This is a genomic window from Duganella sp. 3397 (assembly GCF_031456625.1).
In the GTDB taxonomy this organism is placed as follows: domain Bacteria; phylum Pseudomonadota; class Gammaproteobacteria; order Burkholderiales; family Burkholderiaceae_D; genus Rugamonas; species Rugamonas phyllosphaerae.
Genome location: NZ_JAVDVB010000002.1, coordinates 813,305 through 835,193, shown reverse-complemented (window position 1 = coordinate 835,193; position 21,889 = coordinate 813,305). Strand labels below are relative to the sequence as shown.

The following is a 21,889-nucleotide window of genomic DNA, read 5'->3' as shown; positions in this document are numbered from 1 at the left end:
TGGTTACGGCATCAGGCGCTTGCGGCCTTGCGACAGGTGCCAGCGCATTGCCAACGCCGCGCCGTCCGCATCTTGCGCGCGGATCGCCTCGACGATGTCGTCATGTTCGTCCATCATGGCCTTGATCGCCTCGGGCGGGCGCGAGCGCGAGATATCGACGCCGGCGTGCATCACCTGCATCACCTGCGCCTGCAGCTGGTCGAGCACCTCGATGAAGGCGGCATTGGCGGTCGCTGCGGCGATCAGGCGGTGCAGCCGCCAGTCCTCGTCGTGCGCCGGCGCATTCGACAGCAACGCCGTGCGCAAGGCTTCGAGCGCCTTCTCGATGGCCGCCAGCTGCTGGCTCGAACGGCGCTGTGCCGCCAGTCGCGCGGCTTCCGCTTCGAGCACGAAGCGCACTTCGTACGTGCCGAGCGTGGTGGCCAGGCCGTCCATCGGCACGTGCGACCCCAGCCGCTCGGACGGGCGGCGCTTGACGAAGGAGCCGGCGCCCAGCCTGGTCTGCGTGATGCCGTCCGATGCCAGCCGCGCCAGCGCCTCGCGCACGATGGTGCGCGAGATGCCGAACTTCGCGGCCAGCGCCAGTTCCGAAGGCAGGCGGTCGCCGATCGCCATCTGGTCGTCCAGGATCAGCTGGACGATGCCCGCATAGGCGCGGTCGGCCAGCCTGCCCTCACCCGGCGCGGGGTGGTCTGCACCGTTGTCCATGATGTCAGATGACATGGCTCAGTACCATGACCAGCGCCAGGCCGACCACGGAAATCGTGGTTTCCAGCAGCGACCAGGTGCGGAAGGTGTCCGCCGTACTGGTGCCCACGTAGCTTTTCACCAGCCAGAAGCCGGGGTCGTTGACGTGGCTGAAGAACACCGATCCGGCGCCGATCGCCAGCACCACCAGCTCCGGCGAAACTCCGGACCCGGCCACCACGCCCGGCATGATGCCGACGGCAGTGATGGTGGCCACCGTGGCCGAACCGGCCGCCAGCCGTATCGCCACCGCCACCAGCCAGCCCAGCACCAGCGGCGAGATCGAATACATCAGCACCGTGCGCGCCAGCAGGTCGGACAGGCCGGCCGTCACCAGCACCTGCTTCAACGCGCCACCGGCGCCGATGGCCAGCAGGATGGCGCCGGCGGCGCCCATGGTTTCGTGCCACACCGCCTCCTGGATCGCCGCCTCGCGCAGCCGTTTGCCGAACAGCAGCGGCAGCGCCAGCAGGTTGGTCAAGAGCAGGGCGACGACCGGATTGCTGGCGGCGGCCAGCCAGGCCTCGCCGCGCATGCCGGGGATCATCTGGCCCAGTTCGCCGGTGGCGATCATCAGCACCGGCAGCAGCACGATCAGCAGCGACGGCAGCCGCGCCGGCGGCGCGATGACGAGATTGGTTTCGGTGGCGATCGGCGTGGCCAGCCGCACGCCGCGCGTGGTAAACCTGGCCAGCACCGGCCCGGCGATGACGGCGGTGGGAATCGCGATCAGTATGCCGTAGAACATGGTCAGGCCCAGGTTGGCGCCCAGCGCCTCGACCGCCAGCAGCGGTCCCGGATGCGGGGGCACCAGCGCGTGGACCACGCCCAGCCCGGCCAGCGCCGGCATGATCAGCCGTAGTTTGGCAGCGTCGCGGTCGGTGCCGCCCCGGCTGGCCATCTCTTCGGCTGCCGCCACCACGATCGGCAACAGCAGCACCAGGCCGGTCTCGAAGAACAATGGCAGGCCGACGATGATGGCGATGCCAAGCGTGGCCCAGGGCGCGGCGCGCACGCCGGTCAGCTGCAGCGCGCTCTTGGCCAGCGCAGCGGCCGCGCCCGATAAATGCAGCATGGCGCCGAGCGACAGGCCGAGCGCCACCACCAGGCCGGTGCCGCCGATGATGTCGCCCACGCCTTTTTGCACGGCCTTGGCAACCGCGGACAGCGGCAGGCCGGCCAGCAGGCCGACCGTAAAGGCGCCGCATAACAGTCCGATGAAAGGGTGCAGGCGGCCGCGGACGATCATCAACACGGCCAGCAGGATGCCGGTCAGCGCCGCGATGACCAGCTGCATGTCGTGGCCGATCATGACACGGTGCTTTCTTGCCGGCGCAGCGGTAGCGCCCCATGGCGGGGTACTTGTATGGTTTGCATTGTTGTCTCCTCGTCCCGTCGGTTTGCTGCCACCGAATTCGAGCGATCCGGTTGGACAGGTTTGCGGGCTGGACTTGAGTATGCGCGATGTTTTCGCTCAAAATCAAGCTAATCTTGTGGTCGAATTGAGAAACCTGTCGGACAGCATCGGTGAATGCGGCATGGCGCTGGCATCGCGTTAGAGCGTTTCCCCCACGCAGGGCAGGGCGTCCGCCATTACAATTGGCAGTCAACATAAAAACAAGCAACGGAGATCACCGGTGACCCAGCCCAAGCTTCATTTCGCCCACGCCAACAGCTACCCGGCCGGTGTATATCGCCAGCTGTTCGACCGCCTGGGCGAACATTTCGACGTGCAGGCGCTGGACATGCACGCCCACAACCCGCATTACCCGGTCACCGACTGCTGGCCGCACCTGGTAGATGAATACATTGCCGAGCTGGTGGCGCGCTACACCGAGCCGGTGATCCTGGTCGGCCATTCGCTCGGTGGCATGCTCAGTTTGCTGGTGGCGCACCAGCGGCCCGACCTGGTGCGCTGCGTGGTGATGCTCGATGCGCCGGTCGTGGCCGGCTGGCGCGCGCTGGTGTGGCGCCTGATCAAGCTGGTGGGCAAAGAGTACGACATGCCGCCGGCCAAGTTCTCCAGGCGCCGCCGGTTCGTGTGGCCCGATGCCGAGAGCGCCCATCAGCACTTTGCCGGCAAGGATATCTTTGCCGCCTGGGCGCCAGGCGTGCTGGCCGACTACATCGCCTGCGGCCTCAAGCCGCACCCGGAAGGCGTGCAACTGCGATTTACGCGCGACATCGAAACCAGGGTGTATGCCACCTTGCCGCACCACCTGGGCGGCATCCTGCGCCAGGGCCTGAAGGTACCGATCGGCTTCGTCGGCGGCGCCGATTCGTGGGAAACCAGCCAGTCGGGCCACCAGCATACGAAAGCGCTGGTGGGGCCGCATTTCCGCATCGTGCCTGGTGGCCATTTGTTTCCGATGGAGACGCCGCTGGTGGCGGCCGATGCGACCATCGCCATGATCGGCGAATTAATCGGCGGACAGTCTAAAAATGTGTTGAAGGCGGATGCTTTCGCGTAAAATCTCGTCCATTCGGCGCAGCCGCGCCCTCCCAGCACTCAGGATGACTTTGCGATGACGATTAAAAGCGATAAATGGATACGCCGCATGGCGCAAGAACACGGCATGATCGAGCCGTTCTTCCCGGACCAGGTGCGCATGGAAGAAGGCCGCAAGGTCATTTCCTATGGCACGTCGTCGTACGGCTACGACATCCGCTGCGCCGATGAATTCAAGGTCTTCACCAACATCAACAGCACCATCGTCGATCCGAAGAATTTCGATTCGAACTCGTTCGTCGATATCAAGAGCGACGTCTGCATCATCCCGCCGAACTCGTTCGCGCTGGCCCGCACCGTCGAATACTTCCGCATTCCGCGCAGCGTACTGACCGTGTGCCTCGGCAAATCGACCTATGCCCGCTGCGGCATCATCGTCAACGTCACTCCGTTCGAACCGGAATGGGAAGGCTATGTAACGCTGGAGTTCTCCAACACCACGCCGCTGCCAGCGAAGATCTACGCCGGCGAAGGCTGCGCGCAAGTGCTGTTCTTCGAAAGCGACGAGCTGTGCGACGTATCGTACAAGGACCGCAACGGCAAGTACCAGGGCCAGCACGGCGTGACATTGCCGCGCGCATAAGCTTCTTAACGTCGCTTTACATCGCTTTACATGACGCGGGCTTCGGCCCGCTTTTTATTTGCCGATACCTTCCTTAACAATACAGTTGAGGGAGCAAACATGGTATCAGCAGTGGGATCGAGTTCGGCAGCGGCAAGCGCCAGCAGCGTTTCGTCGGAAAGCAGCACCATCGCCAACCTGCAAAAGCAGATGCAGTCCCTGCAAAAGGATTTGACGCAAGCGAGCAAGGATACGTCGGAGGCAGGCCAGGCCCAAGCCAAGCTGTTGCAGACGCAGGTGGAAGCCATCGCGCAGCAGATCGCCCAATTACAGGCGCAGGCGGCGCAGAAGGCCCAGCAACAGCAGGCCGCAGCGGCCACGGCTGCCGATACCGCCACGACCGATACGGCAACCGGCACCAGCACCAGCACCAGCACCAGCACCAGCACCAGCACCAGCACCAGCGCCGCCAGGCCGCGCTACGACACCGTCGGTTCCATCATCGATACGACGGCGTGAAGGCTGGCCCGGCAGGGCGGGTCCGTCTTACCGGGCCACCCGCTCCATGATGCCGGCCATCAGCGCGCGGGACGCACGGTACAACGGCGCATGGCCGCGCAGCAGCACCTGCGCGCTGCGGCGATAGGCGGCGCTGCGAATCTCGGGCAGTCCGCCGGTCATGCGCGCTACCACGGTGGCGTCGAGGATGCCGGCCGGGTTCTCGATGCCCACTTCCACGTCGCCAAACTCGCCTCCGAGCACGGGCAGGCCGCGCGCTACCCGCTGCGCCACCGAACCAGGTACCAGGCAGGCCGCCGCCAAGCAGCAGCCACCTGACACCGCCATCGACGCGTGGCCCATTTGCGGCGTGAAGTAGCGCACGGCAATATTGCCGCTCGCCTGCGGCTGGCCGACGATGCAGATTTTCGGGATGGTCTCGCTGCGCGCCAGGTCGTCTTCGGTCATCGGGCTGCCGTCGCGGCGCTGCAAGCCCATGCGCAGGCCGGCCGTGACCCACAGGCGTTTCAGGGTTTGCTTGAAGATGGGATCGGCGTCGAGTTCGGCGATGGACTCGCGCGCAGTCTTGCCCAGCTCGGCCGCATCGCAGATCACCATCGGTACCGCCACATCCACGCACGACACCGAATAACCGTCGATCACATCGACTGCGCTGCCGGTGGGCAGCAGGCGCCCGGTCTTGGCGCCGACCGGCGACTGCATGAACAGGTCCACCGCAGGCCAGGCGCCATCGACGCCGGGAATCTCGGCGGCGACAAAGCTGCCGTCCGGCCTGGTTTGCATGCGCGAGACGGTGGTGACGCCAGTGTTGGTATTGCGGATCTGCAGGTCGGCTGCCGAGCTGACCATGCCGCTATCGAGCGCCCACAGTTGCAGGGCCGCCGACATATTGCCGCAATTGACGCTCCAGTCGATGGCGCCGTGGTTGTGCGCCAGCTGCGCCAGTGTGCTGACCAGTACGTCGCCATCGCCATCGCTGCTGCGTTCGATATCGGCAAAAAACACCTTGTTGCTGGTGGGGCCGCCGCGTCCCAGTCCCGTGATTTGCTTGTTGCGGTCGTTCTGCCCGGCCAGCGGCACGCCCATCAGGTGGCGCAGCAGTTCTTCGCGCAGCGCCACATCGGCTGGCGCCCAGCGGTCCCACAGTACCAGCCCGGTGGAGGTGCCGCCACGCATGTGGTGGACCGGAAATTCCAGCACGCCATGGCGCAGCCGTGGAGCGAACAATTCAGTCATGATTTACTGCGGCTTGACCGGCAGGATAATTTCCACGCACAGCCCGCCGCCTTCGCGATTGGAGGCCCGTATCGTACCACCATGCGCCTCGATCACGTGCTGGGCAATCGCCAGCCCCAGGCCGTGGCCCTCGGTGCTGGCGTTGCTGGAGCGGAAGAAGGGGTGGAAAATGGTGTCCAGTTCGGCTGGCGCCACACCGGGACCCCGGTCGAGCACGCGGATCGACAGGCGACGCTGGTCATGCAGCGACTGCACGTGCAGCTGCACCTCGCCACCGTCGGGGCTGTGTTTGATGGCGTTGCGCACGACGTTTTCGATGGCGCGGCCCAGCAGGTCGGTCTGGCCGACCACCACCACGTCGGCCTCGCCATCTTGCGATACGCTGCGTTGCACACTGGCGGCCTCGAAGCGGGCGTCGTCGGCCACCTGGTCGATCAGGTCGGCCATGCTGATGTCTTCCTGCGCGGCCTTGATGGCGCCAGCTTCCAGCCTGGCCAGGGTCAGCAGCTCGCCGACCAGCTTGTCCATGCGCACGCTTTCACGTTCCACCCGCGCCATCGAGGCGGCCATCTTGTCCGGTTGCTGGTGCGCCAGGCCAATCGCGGCCTGCAGGCGCGCCAGCGGCGAGCGCAGCTCGTGGGAGACGTCGTGCAGCAGGCGGGTCTGGCCGTCGATCAGGCTGCGCAGGCGCGCGGTCATGCGGTCAAAGTCGCGGCCCAGGTCGTTGAGTTCGGTACCGCGCTTGCCGGCGGCATTGACAAAGCGCGGCGACAGGTCGCCGCCGGCGGCAGCGTCGAACGCCTGCCGCAGCGCGCGGATGGGGCGCGAGAAATACCAGGCCAGCAGGAACGAGAACAGCAGGCTGGCCAGCACGGCCGCCGCCAGCGGTACCCACGGCGTCAGTGGCTGGAAGCGCGGGCCCATCGGTCCGCGCATATCGCCGCCTGGGGCTCCGCCCGGATTCGCCTGGCCTGCTGGTCCGCCTTGACCTGCCCGGTTCGGTTGCCCACCGGGCATGCCCTCGCGGGTCATGAACATGCGCACATCGCGGTCGTTGATGCCGAGCAGTGAGCGGTCCTTGTCGTAGCCGCGCATCCGTTCCGACGACGGCAGGAACAGCAGGTAGCGATTGCCTTGCGGATCGTAGACCTGGCGCACCACGCGGTGGCGGTCCTCGCTGCGCAGCAGGTTGCGCGATTCGCGCAGCATGGCGTCGCTGACGATGCGGCCGAGCAGTTCGCGGCCGGCGTCGTTGACGGCGTACACCCGGCGCCGGTCCATGTTATCGAGCATGCGCTTGAGGGCATTGGCGCCGCCGAATTCGAGCGTGGCGGCAGCTGAATTGATTGCCATTTCCGCTGGCGGACTGGTATCGATATCGGTTTGACCGGCTTGCTGGTTGCGGTTCTTGAGCCACACCGCACCGCCGATGCCCACGGTTGCCGCCAGCTGCGCCAGCAGGATGCAAACGAAAAACTTCCAGAACAAACGGCCCACGGGCTTACTCCTTGATCAGCTGATAGCCCAGGCGGTACACGGTTTGCAGGCACGAGCGGCCGTCGGCGATGGCGCCGAGCTTGTGACGCAGGCTGGAGAGGTGGACGTCGATGTTGCGGTCGAAGCGGGCCAGCGGCCGGCCCAGCCCCTGTTCCGACAAGGTGTTCTTGCTGACCGGACGGCCGGCGTTACGGGCCAGTACTTCGAGCAGGTTGAATTCAGTGCTGGTCAGTTCCAGCTTGGCGCCGGCCCAGGTGGCGCGGCGCTGTTCCGGCCACATGGTCAGCTGGCCCACCACGATGGCGGACGCGTTGCCGCTATCGGCCGGCACGCTGTGGGCGCGGCGCAGGATGGCGCGGATGCGCGCAGTCAGTTCGCGCGGGGTGCACGGCTTGGCCACGTAATCGTCGGCGCCAAGTTCCAGGCCGACGATGCGGTCGGTATCGTCGCCGCGGCCGGTGAGCATCAGGATCGGCAACTGGCTGTTGGTGCGGATGCGGCGCAGGGTTTCCAGGCCGTTCATGCGCGGCATCATGACGTCGAGGATGGCGATCGCATAAGCGCCGGTGCTGGCCTCGATGGTGCCAGCCTCGCCATCGTGCACGGCCTTGACCTCGAAACCCTCCTGTTCCAGGTATTCCTTGAACATGCCGACCAGCTCGATGTCGTCGTCTATCAGCAGTACTTTGCTCTTCATGTGCAGCGATTCTCTGGATGGGGATCGCCCATCATAACAGCGGCGCCAAGGCCAAAGCAGCGTTTTACCCGGTTTTACATGAAGCTGCTTTGTGGAAATAGACTGTCAAAACGGCATCTTTACCTGGTTTTACCGTGGCTTTACGAGACTTAACCTGGTGCAGCGGGACAATAATCAGAACACACCAACAGGGAGCAGTCTCATGCATAACCACGACCACCATGACTACCACAGTCACCACGACCACAGCCTGGCCGCCGACCTGGCCGCCATGCTCGACCTGAGCAGCGACCGCCGCCAGAGCTTGCGCTGGCTGCTCGCTGGTGCGTCGGCGCTGCCGCTCCTCGGCTGCGGCGGCGGCTCCGACACCGACAGCGCGGCCACTACGGCTACCACTGCGCCAGCAAGCGGCGCCACCACCACCACCACCACTCCCACCACCACCACGCCGACCGGTTCGTGCTCGGTGATTCCCGAAGAGACCGGTGGCCCTTATCCGGCCGACGGCACCAACAGCAACGCTGCCGGCGTGGTCAACGTGCTCACGCAGTCAGGCGTGGTGCGCAGCGATATCCGCAGCAGTTTCAACGGCGCCACCGGCATCGCAGCCGGCGTGCCGTTGACCATCAAGCTGCAAATCGTCAACGTGAACGGCAGCTGCGCGGCGCTCGATGGCTACGCGGTGTACCTGTGGCACTGCGACCGGGACGGCAACTATTCGCTGTATTCAAGTGGCGTGACCACGCAAAACTACCTGCGCGGGGTGCAGGTGAGCGACAGCAGTGGCAATCTGGGATTTACGACGATTTATCCGGGCTGTTACGCGGGCCGGGTGCCGCATGTGCATTTCGAGGTGTACCGGTCGCTCACTGCTGCAACCAGTGCCTCGAACCGCATCAAGACCTCGCAGTTGGCGTTTCCGGACGCGGCCAGCAACGCGGTGTATGCGACCACGGGCTACAGCGCCAGCGTGCGTAATATGGCAGCCATCAGCCTGGCGACGGACAATGTGTTTGGCGACGGCGCTGCGCTGCAAGTGGTGAGCATAACCGGCAACGTCACCGATGGCTATGTGGCGACGTTGACGGTGGGCGTGGCAGGGTAAGCTGGATGGACCGAATCAGCGGCCCAGGGCGTCGCGGATTTTCTGGTCGGTCTTGTACTGGCTCAGCGCATACACGGCCCAGATCGCCGCTGGCAGCCAGCCGATCAGGGTGACCTGCAGGATCAGGCAGATGATGCCGGCGATAGGGCGGCCGATGGTGAAGAAGGTGAGCCACGGCAGCAGCAGTGCAATGATCAGACGCATGTGTTTTATCTTTCTTGGCCTGCAAACGACAGGAACGTGCGGGCGAGATGCCCTTGGACGCAATTTAGCATAAAAAAAGAGCGGCTTCGGCCGCTCTTTTACTGTGGTGCTTACTGCTTAACGCAATCGACGAAGTAACCGCGCTTGCCATCGACTTCACGCTTGACCAGGCCGTGCACATCGGTCTCGAAGCCGGGGAAGCGCTCGTTGAAGTCGCGCGCGAAGCGCAGGTAATCGACGATGGTCTTGTTGAAGCGCTCACCGGGAATCAAGAGCGGAATGCCCGGCGGATAAGGCGTCAGCAGGATCGACGTGATGCGGCCTTCCAGGTCCTCGATCGCCACGCGCTCGATTTCGCGGTGCGCCATCTTGGCGAATGCGTCCGACGGCTTCATGGCCGGGATCATGTCCGACAAGTACATCTCGGTGGTCAGGCGCGCCACATCGTAGGCCTTGTAGAAATCGTGGATCTGCTGGCACAGGTCGCGCAGGCCCATCGACTCGTAGGTCGGATTGGCGGCTGCGAACTCGGGCAGGATGCGCCACATCGGCTGGTTCTTGTCGTAGTCGTCCTTGAACTGCTGCAGCGCCGTCAACAAGGTGTTCCAGCGACCCTTGGTAATGCCGATGGTGAACATGATGAAGAACGAATACAGGCCGCACTTCTCGATGATCACGCCGTGTTCGGCCAGGTACTTGGTGACGATCGAGGCCGGAATGCCGGAGTCCGAGAACTGGCCGTCGAGCGACAGGCCTGGGTTGACGATGGTGGCCTTGATCGGGTCGAGCATGTTGAAGTTGGGCGCCAGGTTGCCGAAGCCGTGCCAGTCGTCTTCCGCCTTGATCACCCAGTCTTCGCGCGAGCCGATGCCTTCTTCGGCGAAGTCCTGCGGACCCCATACCTTGAACCACCAGTCTTTGCCCCACTCGGCGTCGATCTTTTTCATGGCGCGGCGGAAGTCCAGTGCTTCCAGGATCGATTCTTCCACCAGCGCGGTGCCGCCCGGCGCTTCCATCATGGCCGCAGCGACGTCGCACGAGGCGATGATCGAGTATTGCGGCGAGGTGGACGTGTGCATCAGGTACGCTTCGTTGAAGGCGTCGCGATCGAGCTTGACCGACTCCGATTCGCGCACCAGCACTTGCGAGGCCTGCGACAGGCCCGCGAGCAGCTTGTGCGTCGATTGAGTCGAGAAGATCATCGACTCTTTCGCGCGCGGGCGGTCCTTGCCGATTGCGTGCATGTCCTTGTAGAAGTCGTGGAAAGTGGCGTGCGGCAGCCATGCTTCGTCGAAGTGCAGCGTGTCGATCTGGCCGTCGAGCAGTTCGCGCAGGGTTTCGACGTTGTACACCACGCCGTCGTAGGTCGATTGGGTAATCGTCAGGATGCGCGGCTTCTTGTTGACGGCTTCGCGCGCGAACGGGTTGGCTTCGATCTTGCGGCGGATGCTCTCCATCGAGAACTCGGCCAGCGGGATCGGGCCGATGATGCCCAGGTGGTTCCGGGTCGGCATCAGGAACACGGGAATCGCGCCGCACATGATGATCGAGTGCAGGATCGACTTGTGGCAGTTACGATCGACGACCACGATGTCGCCGGGCGCCACGGTGGAGTGCCACACCATCTTGTTCGAGGTGGACGTGCCGTTGGTGACGAAATAGCAGTGGTCGGCGTTGAAGATGCGCGCGGCGTTGCGCTCGGACTTGGCGACCGGGCCGGTGTGGTCGAGCAGCTGGCCCAGTTCTTCGACGGCGTTGCAGACGTCGGCGCGCAGCATGTTCTCGCCGAAGAACTGGTGGAACATCTGGCCAATTGGCGATTTCAGGAACGCCACGCCGCCCGAGTGGCCGGGGCAGTGCCACGAGTACGAGCCGTCGTTGGCGTATTCCACCAGCGCGCGGAAGAACGGCGGCGCCAGGCCGTCGAGGTAGGACTTGGCTTCGCGGATGATGTGACGCGCGACGAATTCCGGCGTGTCCTCGAACATGTGGATGAAGCCGTGCAGCTCGCGCAGGATATCGTTGGGGATGTGGCGCGAGGTGCGGGTTTCGCCGTACAGGTAGATCGGGATGTCGGCGTTCTTGTGGCGGATCTCTTCGACGAAGGCGCGCAGCGACTTCAGGGCCACGTCGGTTTCCTCGGTGGAGCCGGCGCCGAATTCCTCGTCATCGATCGACAGCACGAAAGCCGACGCGCGCGACTGCTGCTGGGCGAACTGGGACAGGTCGCCGTAGCTGGTCACGCCCACCACTTCCATGCCTTCTTTTTCCATCGCATCGGCCAGGGCGCGAATGCCCAGGCCGGACGTGTTCTCGGAACGGAAATCCTCGTCGATAATGACGATGGGGAAACGAAATTTCATGCATGTCTCCAAAAAAGCAAGCCGCCCATCACTTGTGTACGGGGCGGCCCTGGGCGCGACCACTATTTGACAGGGTCGCCGAAAAAAATAAGAACGGGATTCTCGCAGAAATGCAGCCGCTGCGGGGAAAAAATATCATATCGAAATACGGCCAAACCCGGGCAGAATGCCGCACCGGTGTGACCGCATTGTTACACGCATCGCTAATTTTCGTCACCTGTATAGGGCACAAGCCGGTTTTATCCGCGCCGGCTGTACGTGACGAACGCGTAGGGCAGGCTGGACGCAGCCGAAACATGGCTTTCCCGCGCGGTTTCCTGCCAGGCGGCCGGGTCGATTTCCGGGAAAAACGCGTCGCAAGCGAAGGTTTGGCCGATTTCGGTAACGATCAGGGTGGCGGCCAGCCCCATCGACTGCTGGTAGATCTCGGCGCCGCCGATGACGTAGCCGTCGGCGCCATCGAGCAGCGCCACGGCTGCCTCGAGCGAGCCGACGGTCTCTGCGCCCTCGTGGCGCCAGTCCGCATTGCGGGTGACGACGATGTTGCGACGGTTGGGCAGCGGGCGGCCGATCGACTCGAACGTCTTGCGGCCCATGATGATCGGGTGGCCGGTGGTGACGCGCTTGAAATGCGCGAGGTCCTCGGGCAGCTTCCACGGCAGGCTGTTATTGATACCGATGCCGCGTTGCTGGTCGGTGGCGACGATAATGATGAGATTGCTCATGGCGTTAGTCTAAAGTTAACTGATTGGGCTGCAATGGCCGTCATTATCGCGGAAATCCGCTTGCTTCACCAAGCCAGGCCCGTGGCGTACGCCTCCTCCGACGAGATTGCCGATCTGCGTTACACTGTGTCCTATGTAACCCCTCTGAAATCCGGCTTTTTTAGCCCAACGAAAAGCCCAACCGAGTGCCTATGACGACGACTTTTGAAAAAATCGGCAGCCGCGTGATCCCCGCGCTGCAAGCCACCGTGGAAGAATACATCTCGCCGCGCACCGGTGCGCGCCACATCCACCTCGCCAGCGACCAGGCGGAAAAGGTGTTTTTGGTAGCATTCCCCACCGTGCCCGACGTCAGCGACGGCCGTGCCCACATCCTGGAGCACCTGTCGCTGTGCGGCTCACAACGCTACCCGGTGCGCGACCCGTTCTTCGCCATGATGCGCCGTTCCACGGCCACCTTCATGAACGCGTTCACCTACGCCGACCGCACCGTCTACCCGTTTTCCAGCACCGACAGCAAGGATTTCTACAACCTGCTCGACGTCTACCTGGACGCCACCTTCTTCCCCAACCTCGACTACCTGAACTTCCTGCAGGAAGGCTGGCGCTACGTCCTCAAGGACGGCAAGCTCGGTTACCAGGGCGTGGTGTTCAACGAAATGAAGGGCGCCTTCAACGATCCGATCCGCGCGCTGTACAGCGGTATCGAAAACACCCTGCTGGCCGGCACCACGTACGAAGTCGAATCGGGCGGCGATCCTTTGGTAATCCCGGAGCTGACGCACCAGATGCTCAAGGACTTCCACGCCAGCCATTACCACCCGTCGCAAGCCGTGTTCATGACCGCCGGCGACATCAGCGCGGTGGATGTGCAGCTGCAGATCGAAGACAAGGTGCTGTCCAAGTTGCCGGCATTGAACGCGCCGCGCATGTTGCCGGAACTCGCTGCTGCCTGGCCCGAGCCGAAATCGAACGAAGTGCGGATCCCTTCGCAAACCGCCAAGCCCGACGAACACGGCGTGCAGATCACCTGGCTGATGGGCGAGTCGTCCGATATCGACGTCTACTTCAATACCTATTTGCTGTCGTCGGGCCTCTTGGGCGACTCGTCGTCGCCGGTGATGAAGGCGATGGAATCGGCCGGTTTCGGCCGTCCGTCCGCGCTCAACGGCCAGGACAACGGCCCGCGCCAGATGATTTTCCACCTCGGCATGGAAGGCCTGACCGAACCGCAGATCGAAGCAGCGCGCGCCCGCATCTGGACCGCGCTGGAACGGGCTGCGGAAGAGGGCGTGCCGACCGAATCGCTGCAAGCGGCCCTGCGCGACGTGCGTTATAGCCAGCGCGATACCGCGTCCGGCCGCATGCCCAACGCCCTGTCGCGCCTCTTGAACGCGCTGCCGGTGTCGATGCGCGATGGCGACGTGTTCCTGGCATTCGATAACGAAGCACACCTGGTCAAGCTGGAACAGGCGATTGCCGATCCCGCGTATTTCAAGGGCCTGGTGCGCAAGCTGCTCGACAACCCGACTCGCCTCACCACCCGCGTGGTGCCCGACGCCGACTACTTCAAGAAGCGCGACGCCATCGAGGAAGCCCGCCTGGAAGAGCGCACCCGCGCCCTGACCGAGACCGAGCGCGCCCGCATCGAAAAGGAATCGGCCGACCTGGAAGCGCACCAGCAGCTGCCGTCGAACTCCGACGTGCTGCCGCGCATACGCCCGGCCGACGTCAGTGCCGAGCCGCGCGCGGCGTTGCCGCTGCCGTCGCCGCTGGGCGATGCCGGCGACGCCATCGTGCTGCCGTTCGAGATCGCCTCCAATGGCCTGTCGTATGTGCGCGTGAGCTACGACGTTTCCGGCTTCGCGGTCGAGGACTGGCCGTGGCTGCGCCTGTGGGTGGACCTGGTGACCCAATTGGGCGTGGGCGACATGGACTACGAGGACGCCGATGCCTGGCGCCAGCGCATGGCGCCGTCGTACGACCTCAATTTCGACGCGACCCAGCACCCGGGCGGCCACTTGAGCATGGAGCTGTGGTTCGCCGCCAGCGGCTTGCGCGAAGAACACGAGAACATCGCGCAACTGGTGTCGCGCAGCCTGGCCGAAGCACGCTTCGACGAACATGAACGCCTGGCGTTCCTGATCGACAGCCAGGTGCAGGACCGCCTGAACGGCCTGGCGCAGTCGGGCAACCGCTATGCCATGTTGACGTCCGCCGCGCCATTGTCGGTGCTGCGCCGCTTCGAGGATATCGTCAGTGGCGCGGCCAGCCTGGCGTTCCAGGGCGAGCTGCTGGAACTGAGCAAAACCCCGGAAGGACTGGCGCACATTGCCGGCCGCCTGAACGCGCTGCACCGCCGCGTGATCGCCATCACGCCGACCGTGCTCGCTGCCGGCGCCGGCACCGACGGTGCAGACTTGGGCCGCCTGCTCAAGCTGCCGGCGTCGCAAGCTGCGATGCCGGCGGTGGCGCCCAAGCTGGGCACCATCGCGCTCGAAAACGCCGGCCTGCACGCGGTCAGCCAGATCAATCACTGCGTGGTGTCGTACCGCGCGCCGATGATGCAGGAAGATGGCGCCGCCGCACTGGCCGTCGCCGCCGAACTGATGACCAACCAGCTGCTGCACGTGGCGCTGCGCGAGAAGGGCGGCGCCTACGGCGGCAATGCCGGCTACAACGGCGGCACCGGCACCTTCCTGATGGCGTCGTACCGCGATCCGCGCCTGGCCGAAACCTATGCCGACTTCGACACGGCGATCGACGACTTGCTCACCGGCGAGTTCTCGCAGGAGATGCTGGAAGAGGCGATCATCTGCGTGATCAAGGGCATGGACAAGCCCAACTCGCCGTACGACCAGGTGCTGCACGCCTGGGGCCTGAAACGCCGCGGCATCGACCAGGCCCTGCGCCAGCGCTTCCGCACCGAGGTGCTCACGTGCAGCCTGGAGCAAATCCGCACGGCAGTGCGCACCTGGCTCAAGAACGGCGAACCTAGTCGCGCGGCGTTCGTGGGTGACGTGACCAAGGATGTGGCGGGGTTGAAGGTGGTGGATTTGCTGGGCCTGGCCAAGAAGGCGTAACCAGAAGGTGTAAAGCTGAAAAAGCCTGCGTTGATCGCAGGCTTTTTTTTATGGAGAAGTCGTTGAGCGGTAGAACGCGTGCAGCAGCGCAGCCAGCGCCCCTGGCGCCTCCAGCGGAATCATATGGCCGGTCGGCTCGCCGACCATCTCGAGCCGCGCATCGGGCAGTCGCGCCGCCATGTCGCGCAGGTCGGCGGCAGGCACCAGCTGGTCGCCCTCGGCGCCGACGACCAGCACCGGGAACGACAGCGTGTGCAGCTGGTCCATGTAATCGACACGGTCGATGGTGGTGGTAAATTGCGCCAGCAGCACGTCCTTGCCCAGGTCTACCGCCATCTGCTGGATCACGCCGGTGATCGATGCGTCGGTCATGTGATCGGGATGCAGCAGTTCGCGCAGGCGGTGGCGCGTCATGCCCGAGTAGGCGTTTTTTTCCAGCATGGCGACGATGCGCTTGCGCGCTTCGATTTCCGTCGGCAGCAAGCCTTTGCAGGAGTTGGCGATCAGCACCAGCGTGCTAACGCGCTCCGGGTGCGCCACCGCGTATTCTATCGCGAGATAGGCGCCCAGCGAAAATCCCACCAGGTTGGTTTTCGGCACGCTGTGCCGGGCAATCAGCTCGCGCATCTGCTCGCGCGTGCGTGCTTGATGCAGCGGCACGTGGTGCAGGTCGTAACCATCGAGCAGTGGCGCCAGCCGCGACCACATGCGTTCGTCGCACAGGGTGCCGGGGATCAGGTCGAGGCGTGTGCCATGGACGGTCATACCGCCATCGGCGCGGTGATCGGCGCGTGGTGCTCATAGCCTTCCAGCGAAAAGTCCGATGGCTCGACCTTTTCCAGCCATTCCGGCTCGTACTTGCCAGTCTTGGCAAAGTCCGGCACGCGGTCGGAGATGCGCAGCTGCGGCGCGGCGAACGGCGTGCGGGTGAGCTGCTCCTGCACCATGTCCAGGTGGTTCTCGTAGATGTGGGCGTCGCCGATGAAGTAGCTGAACCAGCGCGGGGTGTAGCCGGTCAGGCGGCCCACCAGGTGCATCAAGGCCGCGCCTTCGGCCAGGTTGAACGGCGTGCCGAGACCGAGGTCGTTCGAGCGCACGTACAGGCACATCGACAGCTCACGCGTGGTCGGATTCGGGATGAACTGGTAGAGCAAGTGGCAGGCGGGCAGGGCGACCGAATCGAGCACTGCCGGATTCCAGCCGTGGAACAGGATGCGGCGGCTGCCCGGATTGTTGACGATGGTGTCGAGGCACTCACGCAGCTGGTCGATCGATTTGTGCAGCAGCACCTTGGTGACGCCGTTGTCGTCGAACTGCGAGATCAGGCGGTAACCGCTGTTCTGGGCGTCGGCGATCTGCGCGTGCTGGTCGACGTCGAGCAGCTTGAAACCGGGCCACTGGCGCCACTGCACGCCATAGACGGGACCGAGGTCGTCTTCGCCGAGGCGGTACGGATTATCGAGCCATTGCCGGTTTTCGTTGGCGTTCTGGTCCCATACCTTGCAGCCCAGCGCGCGGAATTCGGCCGCGTTGCGCGAGGCGCGCATGAAGGCGCACAGTTCGCCGATCACGGACTTGAACGCCAGGCGCTTGGTGGTGACGGCCGGGAAGCCTTCGCGCAGGTCGAAGCGCATCATGGCGCCGGGCACGCTGAGGGTACGGATGCCGGTGCGGTTGTCCTGCCAGCTGCCGGTGTCGAGGATGGTTTGGATCAGGTCCAGGTATTGCTTCATTTGAATCTCCAACGTGGTGCTTGTGATGCGGGGCTGCGGCCCATGCTTGATTGGTGGCTCTCCGTCACCGCGTCACCCGTCATTCCGCATCGGCGGACCGCCGCGCACGCGGGACTCCATATTGAGTTTGCAAAATGGTGGCTGCAGTCTAAGCTGGCGCAGATCAACAGGCCTATGGATTCCCGCCTGCGCGGCGGTCCGCCGATGCGGAATGACGGCTTTGCGGATAGCGGTGCTGCACGCGTATCGCCGACCCCAAAGACCGCTATTTTATCAGGAGCGCGGGCCCGACTTGGGCTTGCGGCCACCCGCCTGCGCCGTCACCTTGCCGGCAGCGCGCGCCAGCGATTTGGCGCCGCGCCCACCGGTGACCACGATGGCGCCTTTTGGCGCCGCCGCCTTGGCCGGGGCCCGCGACGCAGGCTTGCCGCCACCGGAAGCCGGGCCGGACGGGGAACGCGCCGCCGGCTTGCCATTGCCAGTGACCGGCTTGCCACCGCCCGTGGTCGCCCTGGCACCGCCAGCCGATGCCGCCGCCTTGCCGCTGCCAGTTGCCAAGGTAGAGGGCGCACGCGTGCCAGCCTTGCCGCCAGCAGGCCCGGTAAACGGCCGCTTCTTCTTGCCCGGCGCCGCTGCCGCCGCCTTTTTGGCGGCCGCAGCCGCAGCAGCGGCCGGCGCGGTCTCTGGTACCCGGTGGTCGGCCTCGAAGCCCGGTTCCTCGAAACGCGCGATCACCTGGCGCGTCATGGTTTCGATAGCCTTGAGCATGTCGGCTTCATCGGCGCATACCAGCGAGATCGCTTCGCCTTCCAGCCCCGCGCGGCCGGTGCGGCCGATGCGGTGGATATAATCTTCGGCCACCGACGGCAGGTCGAAATTGACCACCTGCGGCAGCGCCTCGATATCGAGGCCGCGCGCAGCGACGTCGGTTGCCACCAGCAGCTGCACTTCCGCTTTCTTGAAACGGGCCAGCGCTTTCAGGCGGGCCGGCTGGGTCTTGTCGCCGTGGATGGTGTCGGCCGTGATGCCGTGGTCGTGCAGAGTTTTGACCAGCACCTCGGCGCCCTTGCGGGTCTTGACGAACACCAGCACCTGGCGCCAGCCGAATTTGTTCAACAGGTGCAGCAGCAGCTCGGGTTTCCTGCGCTTGTCAGTCGGGATCAGCCACTGGCGCACCGACTTGGTGATCGAATTGCTCGCTTCGATCTGCACGGTGACCGGGTCCTTGAGCAGGCCCTTGGTCAGCTTGCGGATCTCGTCCGAGAACGTCGCCGAGAACAGCAAGGTCTGGCGCTGTTTCGGGATTGCTGCCAGCAGGATGTCGAGGTCGCGCTCGAAACCCAGGTCGAGCATGCGATCCGCTTCGTCGAGCACCAGCGTTTGCAGCTGCTTGAAGCTCACCGCGCCCTGGTCGAGCAAGTCGATCAAGCGGCCGGGCGTGGCCACCAGCACATCGAGGCCCTTGCGCAGCTTGGCGATCTGCGGCTCGATCGGCACGCCGCCATAGGCGACGGCCGCGCGCAGCGGCAGGTTGCTGCCGTAGCTGCGGAAGCTCTCGAATACCTGTTCTGCCAGCTCGCGGGTGGGCGCCAGCACCAGGCAGCGCACGGCGGTGGGGGCGTTTTCGCCCTCCAGTGTCAGGCGTTGCAGGATGGGCAGGGCGAAGCCGGCGGTTTTGCCGGTGCCGGTTTGGGCAGCGGCCATCAGGTCGCGGCCGGCGAGAACGGCGGGAATCGCCTGCTTCTGTACCGGGGTTGGCTGCTTGTAGCCCAGGGTGTCCAGCGTTTGCAGGAGGGGGGCGATCAGGCCCAGTGCTTGGAAAGTCATGGTATGTGCGGTGATATCGTTCAACAGCGCGCAGTGTAGCCGGTTAGGCTGTTTTGCGCGAAAAAAGATGGGAAGTGTTACTGGTCTGCCAGTGCGTCCGACCACAGGCCCAGGATCTCGTGCACCCGCGCGTCTGGCAGGTACAGCAGGTTGTCGCCCACGTACAGCTCCACGTAGCAGCGCAGCGGCAGCGCCGCGTGCTGGGCGCCGTTGAACAGCCACACGCCATGCTGGCTGGCGATGCGGTTGCGGATGTCGAGCGCATGGTCGCGTGACACCGGCAAATGCAGGTGCAGCATGTTGGCATGCGGGCGCGCCGGATTCGGCACCAGCAGCGGATACTTGCGCAGCTGCTGGTACAGCCATTGCGTGCGCTTGAAATAGTCGGGCATGGCGGCCAGGCGGGCGTCGAACTGCATGGCGGCGGCCGCCACGTATGGCGTGCGCTGATACACATTGCCACCCTGGCGACGGAACCACTCGCGGGCGCGGTCGATAAAGGCCGTATCGCCAGCCAGCATGGCGCCGCCCATGCCGCCGATGCCCTTGTACAGCGAGACGTACACGGTATCGAAGCCGGCGGCGATCTGCGCGACGTCGCGGTCATATGCGGCAACGGTTTCCCACAGGCGTGCGCCGTCCATGTGCAGGTGAATGCCGCGCGCGCGGCAGTAGTCCTTGATGGCGGCCAGTTCGTCCCACGACGGGCACTGGCCGCCGATTTCGCGCATCGGCAGCTCCAGCAATGCGGCGCCCAACTGGTCGGGAATGCCTTCGAGGTCGGCCAGCGTCCAGGGACGGTTGGCGTCGCCGATCTGCAGCGCCTGGAAATGGTCGAACAACTGGTGGTTGCCGCGTTCGTGCTTGAGGATGTGGGCGGTGGGGTGCAGCGCCACCAGGCGGCTGCCGCGCTCCATGCCGGCCAGGCGCAGCGCAGTCGCCTGGGCCATGGTGCCGGTGATGCAGAACAGCGCCGCTTCGAAGCCCAGCAGGCGCGCCACCTTGGCTTCGAACTCCTGGATCAGCGATCCGCAGCCGTAGGTGTCGTTGGTGACCTCGTTGACCTGGCACCACTCGGACATGGCGGCAAACAGCTGCGCCGGCGTCAGCTGGCGATGGCCGGGCAGCAGGGTGTGGCAGGTCTGGCGCAGTTCCGTGTCGTTCAAGGTGCTCCCTTTCGAGGAGGGGCTGTCAATGTGAGGCGATCCCGGTATGGAACTGCAGCGCCGCCAGGTTGGCGTAGATGCCGCCCAGGGCAACGAGCGACGCGTGGGTGCCGGTTTCGACGATTTTGCCGTCTTCCATGACGATGATGCGGTCGGCGCGCTGCACCGTGGCCAGGCGGTGGGCGATGATCACGGTGGTGCGGCCCACCATGGCCGCTTCCAGTGCGCTTTGCACCAGGCGTTCAGATTCAGCGTCCAGCGCGCTGGTCGCTTCGTCGAGCAGCAGCAGCGGCGGGTTTTTCAGCAGCGCGCGGGCAATCGCAATGCGCTGGCGCTGGCCGCCGGACAGGCGCACGCCGCGCTCGCCGAGGAACGACTGGTAGCCGGTGGGCAGGCGTTCGATGAATTCGTGGGCGGCAGCCATCCTGGCGGCGGCGATCACTTCGGCGTCGGTGGCGTCGGCCCGGCCGTACCGGATGTTTTCCATGGCGTTGGCCGAGAAGATCACCGTGTCTTGCGGCACGATGCCGATCGCCCCGCGCAGCGTGTGCAGGTCCAGCTGGCGGATATCGACGCCGTCGAGCAGGATGGCGCCGTGCTGCGGATCGTAAAAGCGCAGGAACAGCTGGAACAGCGTGGTTTTGCCGGCGCCCGAGGGGCCGACCACGGCCACGGTTTCACCGGGCTTGATGTCGAGCGTCAGATTGCTCAGTGCTGCAGATTCGGGGCGCGACGGATACAGGAAGGTCACGTTGTCGAGGCTGAGCGACGCGCCATTGGCCGCGCGCGGCGGCAGCGCCAGCGGTTTTGCCGGCGCTTCGATGGCCGACTTGACTGCCATCAGTTCCAGCAGGCGCTCGGTGGCGCCGGCGGCGCGCTGGGCTTCGCCCATCACTTCCGACAGCGCGCCGATGGCGCCGGCCACGATGGACGCGTACAGGATGAACTGGCCCAGGTCGCCGCCCGTCATTTCGCCGTTGATCACGGCGTGGGCGCCCAGCCACAGCACGAACACGATGGCGCCGAACACCAGCACGATGGCGATCATGGTCAGCATGGCGCGCGCGCGGATGCGGCGCATGGCGGTCTGGAACGCTCCTTCCACCGATGCGCTGAAGCGGTTAGCTTCGATCTTTTCGTGGGTGAAGGCCTGCACGGTGGGCATGGCGTTGAGGATTTCGCCAGCCATGGCGGAAGCGTCGGCCACGCGGTCTTGCGAATCGCGCGAGAGCTTGCGCACGCGGCGGCCAAAAATGATGATCGGCAGGACGGTCAGCACCAGCAGGCCGATGATGATGGCAGAGAGCTTGGGGCTGGTCACGAACAGCATCACCAGGCCGCCGATGAACAGCAGCGAATTACGCAGCGCCATCGAGATGCTGGTGCCCACCACGGCCTGGATCAGCGTGGTGTCGGTGGTGATACGAGAGAGCACTTCGCCGGTTTGGGTAGTTTCAAAAAACTCCGGGCTTTGCTTGACCACGTGGCTGTAGACGGCGTCGCGGATGTCGGTGGTCACCCGTTCACCGAGCCACGAGACGGTGTAAAAGCGCGCGGCCGTGGCCAGCGCCAGCACGGTGGCCAGGCCGAACAGCGCCAGGAACACCAGGTCCACGTGCTTGATGCTCTTGTCACCGACGGCGCCAGGCACGCTGGCAGCGCTGCCGAAACCGAGGTCGATCATCTGCTTGAAGGCGGCGGGAATCGCCAGCGTGGCGGCGGCGGCGACCAGCAGCGCCAGGCCGGCCATGAAGAACTGGCGCTTGTACGGCGCCAGGAACGGCAGCAGGCCGCGCAGGGTGGCAATGCTACCTTTTTCGGCGACGCGCGCGGTGGACGGCGCCGGGGTTTGGGCGGGCTTGCTGTTGACAGGGCTGGCGGTGGTGCTATTGGTCATCGTGTGGCTTATCTGTTTA

General features: G+C 64.8%; 18 protein-coding genes. 5 read left to right on the top strand and 13 right to left on the bottom strand.

Annotation, left to right across the window (positions count from 1 at the left end; genetic code table 11):
• Positions 1-3 precede the first annotated feature (3 nt).
• Complete coding sequence (locus J2X54_RS08130) at positions 4-723, bottom strand: FCD domain-containing protein (protein ID WP_310179702.1); 720 nt, start codon at positions 721-723, stop codon at positions 4-6.
• Positions 713-2,059: a gluconate:H+ symporter gene (locus tag J2X54_RS08125; RefSeq protein WP_310179701.1), complete on the bottom strand. Its 1,347-nt coding sequence runs from the start codon at positions 2,057-2,059 to the stop codon at positions 713-715. The genes J2X54_RS08130 and J2X54_RS08125 overlap by 11 nt, the downstream gene beginning before the upstream one ends.
• A 325-nt stretch (positions 2,060-2,384) precedes the next feature.
• Between J2X54_RS08125 and J2X54_RS08120 the strand changes: the two genes are divergently transcribed.
• From J2X54_RS08120 to J2X54_RS08110, 3 genes are all read left to right on the top strand, one after another.
• Entirely contained in the window at positions 2,385-3,218 is an 834-nt protein-coding gene (locus tag J2X54_RS08120) for an alpha/beta hydrolase (protein WP_310179700.1), read from the top strand.
• A gap of 54 nt (positions 3,219-3,272) precedes the next feature.
• Positions 3,273-3,839: a dCTP deaminase gene (dcd, locus tag J2X54_RS08115; protein ID WP_026637094.1), complete on the top strand. Its 567-nt coding sequence runs from the start codon at positions 3,273-3,275 to the stop codon at positions 3,837-3,839.
• A 99-nt stretch (positions 3,840-3,938) separates the two neighbouring features.
• Complete coding sequence (locus J2X54_RS08110; protein WP_310179697.1) at positions 3,939-4,337, top strand: FlxA-like family protein; 399 nt, start codon at positions 3,939-3,941, stop codon at positions 4,335-4,337.
• 27 nt (positions 4,338-4,364) lie between these two features.
• Here the strand turns inward: J2X54_RS08110 and J2X54_RS08105 are convergent, their stop codons facing one another.
• From J2X54_RS08105 to J2X54_RS08095, 3 genes are read right to left on the bottom strand one after another with little or no spacing between them, the layout of a single operon-like run.
• The gene (locus J2X54_RS08105; protein WP_070252030.1) at positions 4,365-5,573 is read right to left on the bottom strand and encodes a PrpF domain-containing protein; all 1,209 of its coding nucleotides are present in this window, start codon (positions 5,571-5,573) and stop codon (positions 4,365-4,367) included.
• Positions 5,574-5,576: 3 nt separating this feature from the next.
• Positions 5,577-7,070 carry an ATP-binding protein gene (locus tag J2X54_RS08100; RefSeq protein ID WP_310179695.1) on the bottom strand — a complete coding sequence of 498 codons (1,494 nt, stop codon included), beginning with the start codon at positions 7,068-7,070 and terminating at the stop codon, positions 5,577-5,579.
• Between the two features lie 4 nt (positions 7,071-7,074).
• Positions 7,075-7,767, bottom strand: coding sequence for a response regulator transcription factor (locus J2X54_RS08095; RefSeq protein ID WP_310179693.1), 693 nt, complete (start codon positions 7,765-7,767; stop codon positions 7,075-7,077).
• Positions 7,768-7,969: 202 nt separating this feature from the next.
• Between J2X54_RS08095 and J2X54_RS08090 the strand changes: the two genes are divergently transcribed.
• Positions 7,970-8,872: an intradiol ring-cleavage dioxygenase gene (locus J2X54_RS08090; RefSeq protein ID WP_310179691.1), complete on the top strand. Its 903-nt coding sequence runs from the start codon at positions 7,970-7,972 to the stop codon at positions 8,870-8,872.
• Between the two features lie 15 nt (positions 8,873-8,887).
• Here the strand turns inward: J2X54_RS08090 and J2X54_RS08085 are convergent, their stop codons facing one another.
• The 3 genes from J2X54_RS08085 to J2X54_RS08075 form a co-directional block, all read right to left on the bottom strand.
• Positions 8,888-9,076, bottom strand: a complete 189-nt coding sequence (locus tag J2X54_RS08085; RefSeq protein WP_070252026.1) for a YqaE/Pmp3 family membrane protein — start codon at positions 9,074-9,076, stop codon at positions 8,888-8,890.
• A 110-nt stretch (positions 9,077-9,186) separates the two neighbouring features.
• Positions 9,187-11,439, bottom strand: coding sequence for an arginine/lysine/ornithine decarboxylase (locus J2X54_RS08080; protein WP_070252025.1), 2,253 nt, complete (start codon positions 11,437-11,439; stop codon positions 9,187-9,189).
• Positions 11,440-11,678: 239 nt separating this feature from the next.
• Entirely contained in the window at positions 11,679-12,164 is a 486-nt protein-coding gene (locus J2X54_RS08075; RefSeq protein WP_070252024.1) for a dihydrofolate reductase, read from the bottom strand.
• Between the two features lie 191 nt (positions 12,165-12,355).
• On the opposite strand from J2X54_RS08075, the gene J2X54_RS08070 reads away from it, so the two are divergent.
• Positions 12,356-15,247 (top strand): insulinase family protein, encoded by a 2,892-nt coding sequence (locus tag J2X54_RS08070; RefSeq protein WP_310179690.1) that lies wholly within the window; start codon positions 12,356-12,358, stop codon positions 15,245-15,247.
• A gap of 48 nt (positions 15,248-15,295) precedes the next feature.
• On the opposite strand, the gene J2X54_RS08065 is transcribed toward J2X54_RS08070, so the two are convergent.
• From J2X54_RS08065 to J2X54_RS08045, 5 genes are all read right to left on the bottom strand, one after another.
• The gene (locus tag J2X54_RS08065; RefSeq protein WP_310179689.1) at positions 15,296-16,012 is read right to left on the bottom strand and encodes an alpha/beta hydrolase; all 717 of its coding nucleotides are present in this window, start codon (positions 16,010-16,012) and stop codon (positions 15,296-15,298) included.
• Entirely contained in the window at positions 16,009-16,980 is a 972-nt protein-coding gene (locus J2X54_RS08060) for a thymidylate synthase (protein ID WP_310179688.1), read from the bottom strand. Before J2X54_RS08060 ends, J2X54_RS08065 begins: the two co-directional genes overlap by 4 nt.
• 273 nt (positions 16,981-17,253) lie before the next feature.
• Positions 17,254-18,807: a DEAD/DEAH box helicase gene (locus J2X54_RS08055; RefSeq protein WP_310179687.1), complete on the bottom strand. Its 1,554-nt coding sequence runs from the start codon at positions 18,805-18,807 to the stop codon at positions 17,254-17,256.
• A 77-nt stretch (positions 18,808-18,884) separates the two neighbouring features.
• Positions 18,885-19,973 (bottom strand): beta-eliminating lyase-related protein, encoded by a 1,089-nt coding sequence (locus J2X54_RS08050; protein ID WP_310179685.1) that lies wholly within the window; start codon positions 19,971-19,973, stop codon positions 18,885-18,887.
• Between the two features lie 25 nt (positions 19,974-19,998).
• A complete protein-coding gene (locus J2X54_RS08045) occupies positions 19,999-21,870 on the bottom strand; it encodes an ABC transporter transmembrane domain-containing protein (RefSeq protein ID WP_070252019.1) in 1,872 nt (623 codons plus the stop codon).
• Positions 21,871-21,889 lie beyond the last annotated feature (19 nt).

What these genes read in the sequence shown, in the direction of transcription:
- J2X54_RS08055 (WP_310179687.1), bottom strand. Translation starts at nt 18,807, where the DNA reads ATGACTTTCCAAGCACTGGGCCTGATCGCCCCCCTCCTGCAAACGCTG.
- J2X54_RS08130 (WP_310179702.1), bottom strand. Translation starts at nt 723, where the DNA reads ATGTCATCTGACATCATGGACAACGGTGCAGACCACCCCGCGCCGGGT.
- J2X54_RS08090 (WP_310179691.1), top strand. Translation starts at nt 7,970, where the DNA reads ATGCATAACCACGACCACCATGACTACCACAGTCACCACGACCACAGC.
- J2X54_RS08105 (WP_070252030.1), bottom strand. Translation starts at nt 5,573, where the DNA reads ATGACTGAATTGTTCGCTCCACGGCTGCGCCATGGCGTGCTGGAATTT.
- J2X54_RS08085 (WP_070252026.1), bottom strand. Translation starts at nt 9,076, where the DNA reads ATGCGTCTGATCATTGCACTGCTGCTGCCGTGGCTCACCTTCTTCACC.
- J2X54_RS08095 (WP_310179693.1), bottom strand. Translation starts at nt 7,767, where the DNA reads ATGAAGAGCAAAGTACTGCTGATAGACGACGACATCGAGCTGGTCGGC.
- J2X54_RS08060 (WP_310179688.1), bottom strand. Translation starts at nt 16,980, where the DNA reads ATGAAGCAATACCTGGACCTGATCCAAACCATCCTCGACACCGGCAGC.
- J2X54_RS08110 (WP_310179697.1), top strand. Translation starts at nt 3,939, where the DNA reads ATGGTATCAGCAGTGGGATCGAGTTCGGCAGCGGCAAGCGCCAGCAGC.
- J2X54_RS08080 (WP_070252025.1), bottom strand. Translation starts at nt 11,439, where the DNA reads ATGAAATTTCGTTTCCCCATCGTCATTATCGACGAGGATTTCCGTTCC.
- J2X54_RS08065 (WP_310179689.1), bottom strand. Translation starts at nt 16,012, where the DNA reads ATGACCGTCCATGGCACACGCCTCGACCTGATCCCCGGCACCCTGTGC.
- J2X54_RS08070 (WP_310179690.1), top strand. Translation starts at nt 12,356, where the DNA reads ATGACGACGACTTTTGAAAAAATCGGCAGCCGCGTGATCCCCGCGCTG.
- J2X54_RS08045 (WP_070252019.1), bottom strand. Translation starts at nt 21,870, where the DNA reads ATGACCAATAGCACCACCGCCAGCCCTGTCAACAGCAAGCCCGCCCAA.
- J2X54_RS08075 (WP_070252024.1), bottom strand. Translation starts at nt 12,164, where the DNA reads ATGAGCAATCTCATCATTATCGTCGCCACCGACCAGCAACGCGGCATC.
- J2X54_RS08125 (WP_310179701.1), bottom strand. Translation starts at nt 2,059, where the DNA reads ATGATCGGCCACGACATGCAGCTGGTCATCGCGGCGCTGACCGGCATC.
- dcd (WP_026637094.1), top strand. Translation starts at nt 3,273, where the DNA reads ATGACGATTAAAAGCGATAAATGGATACGCCGCATGGCGCAAGAACAC.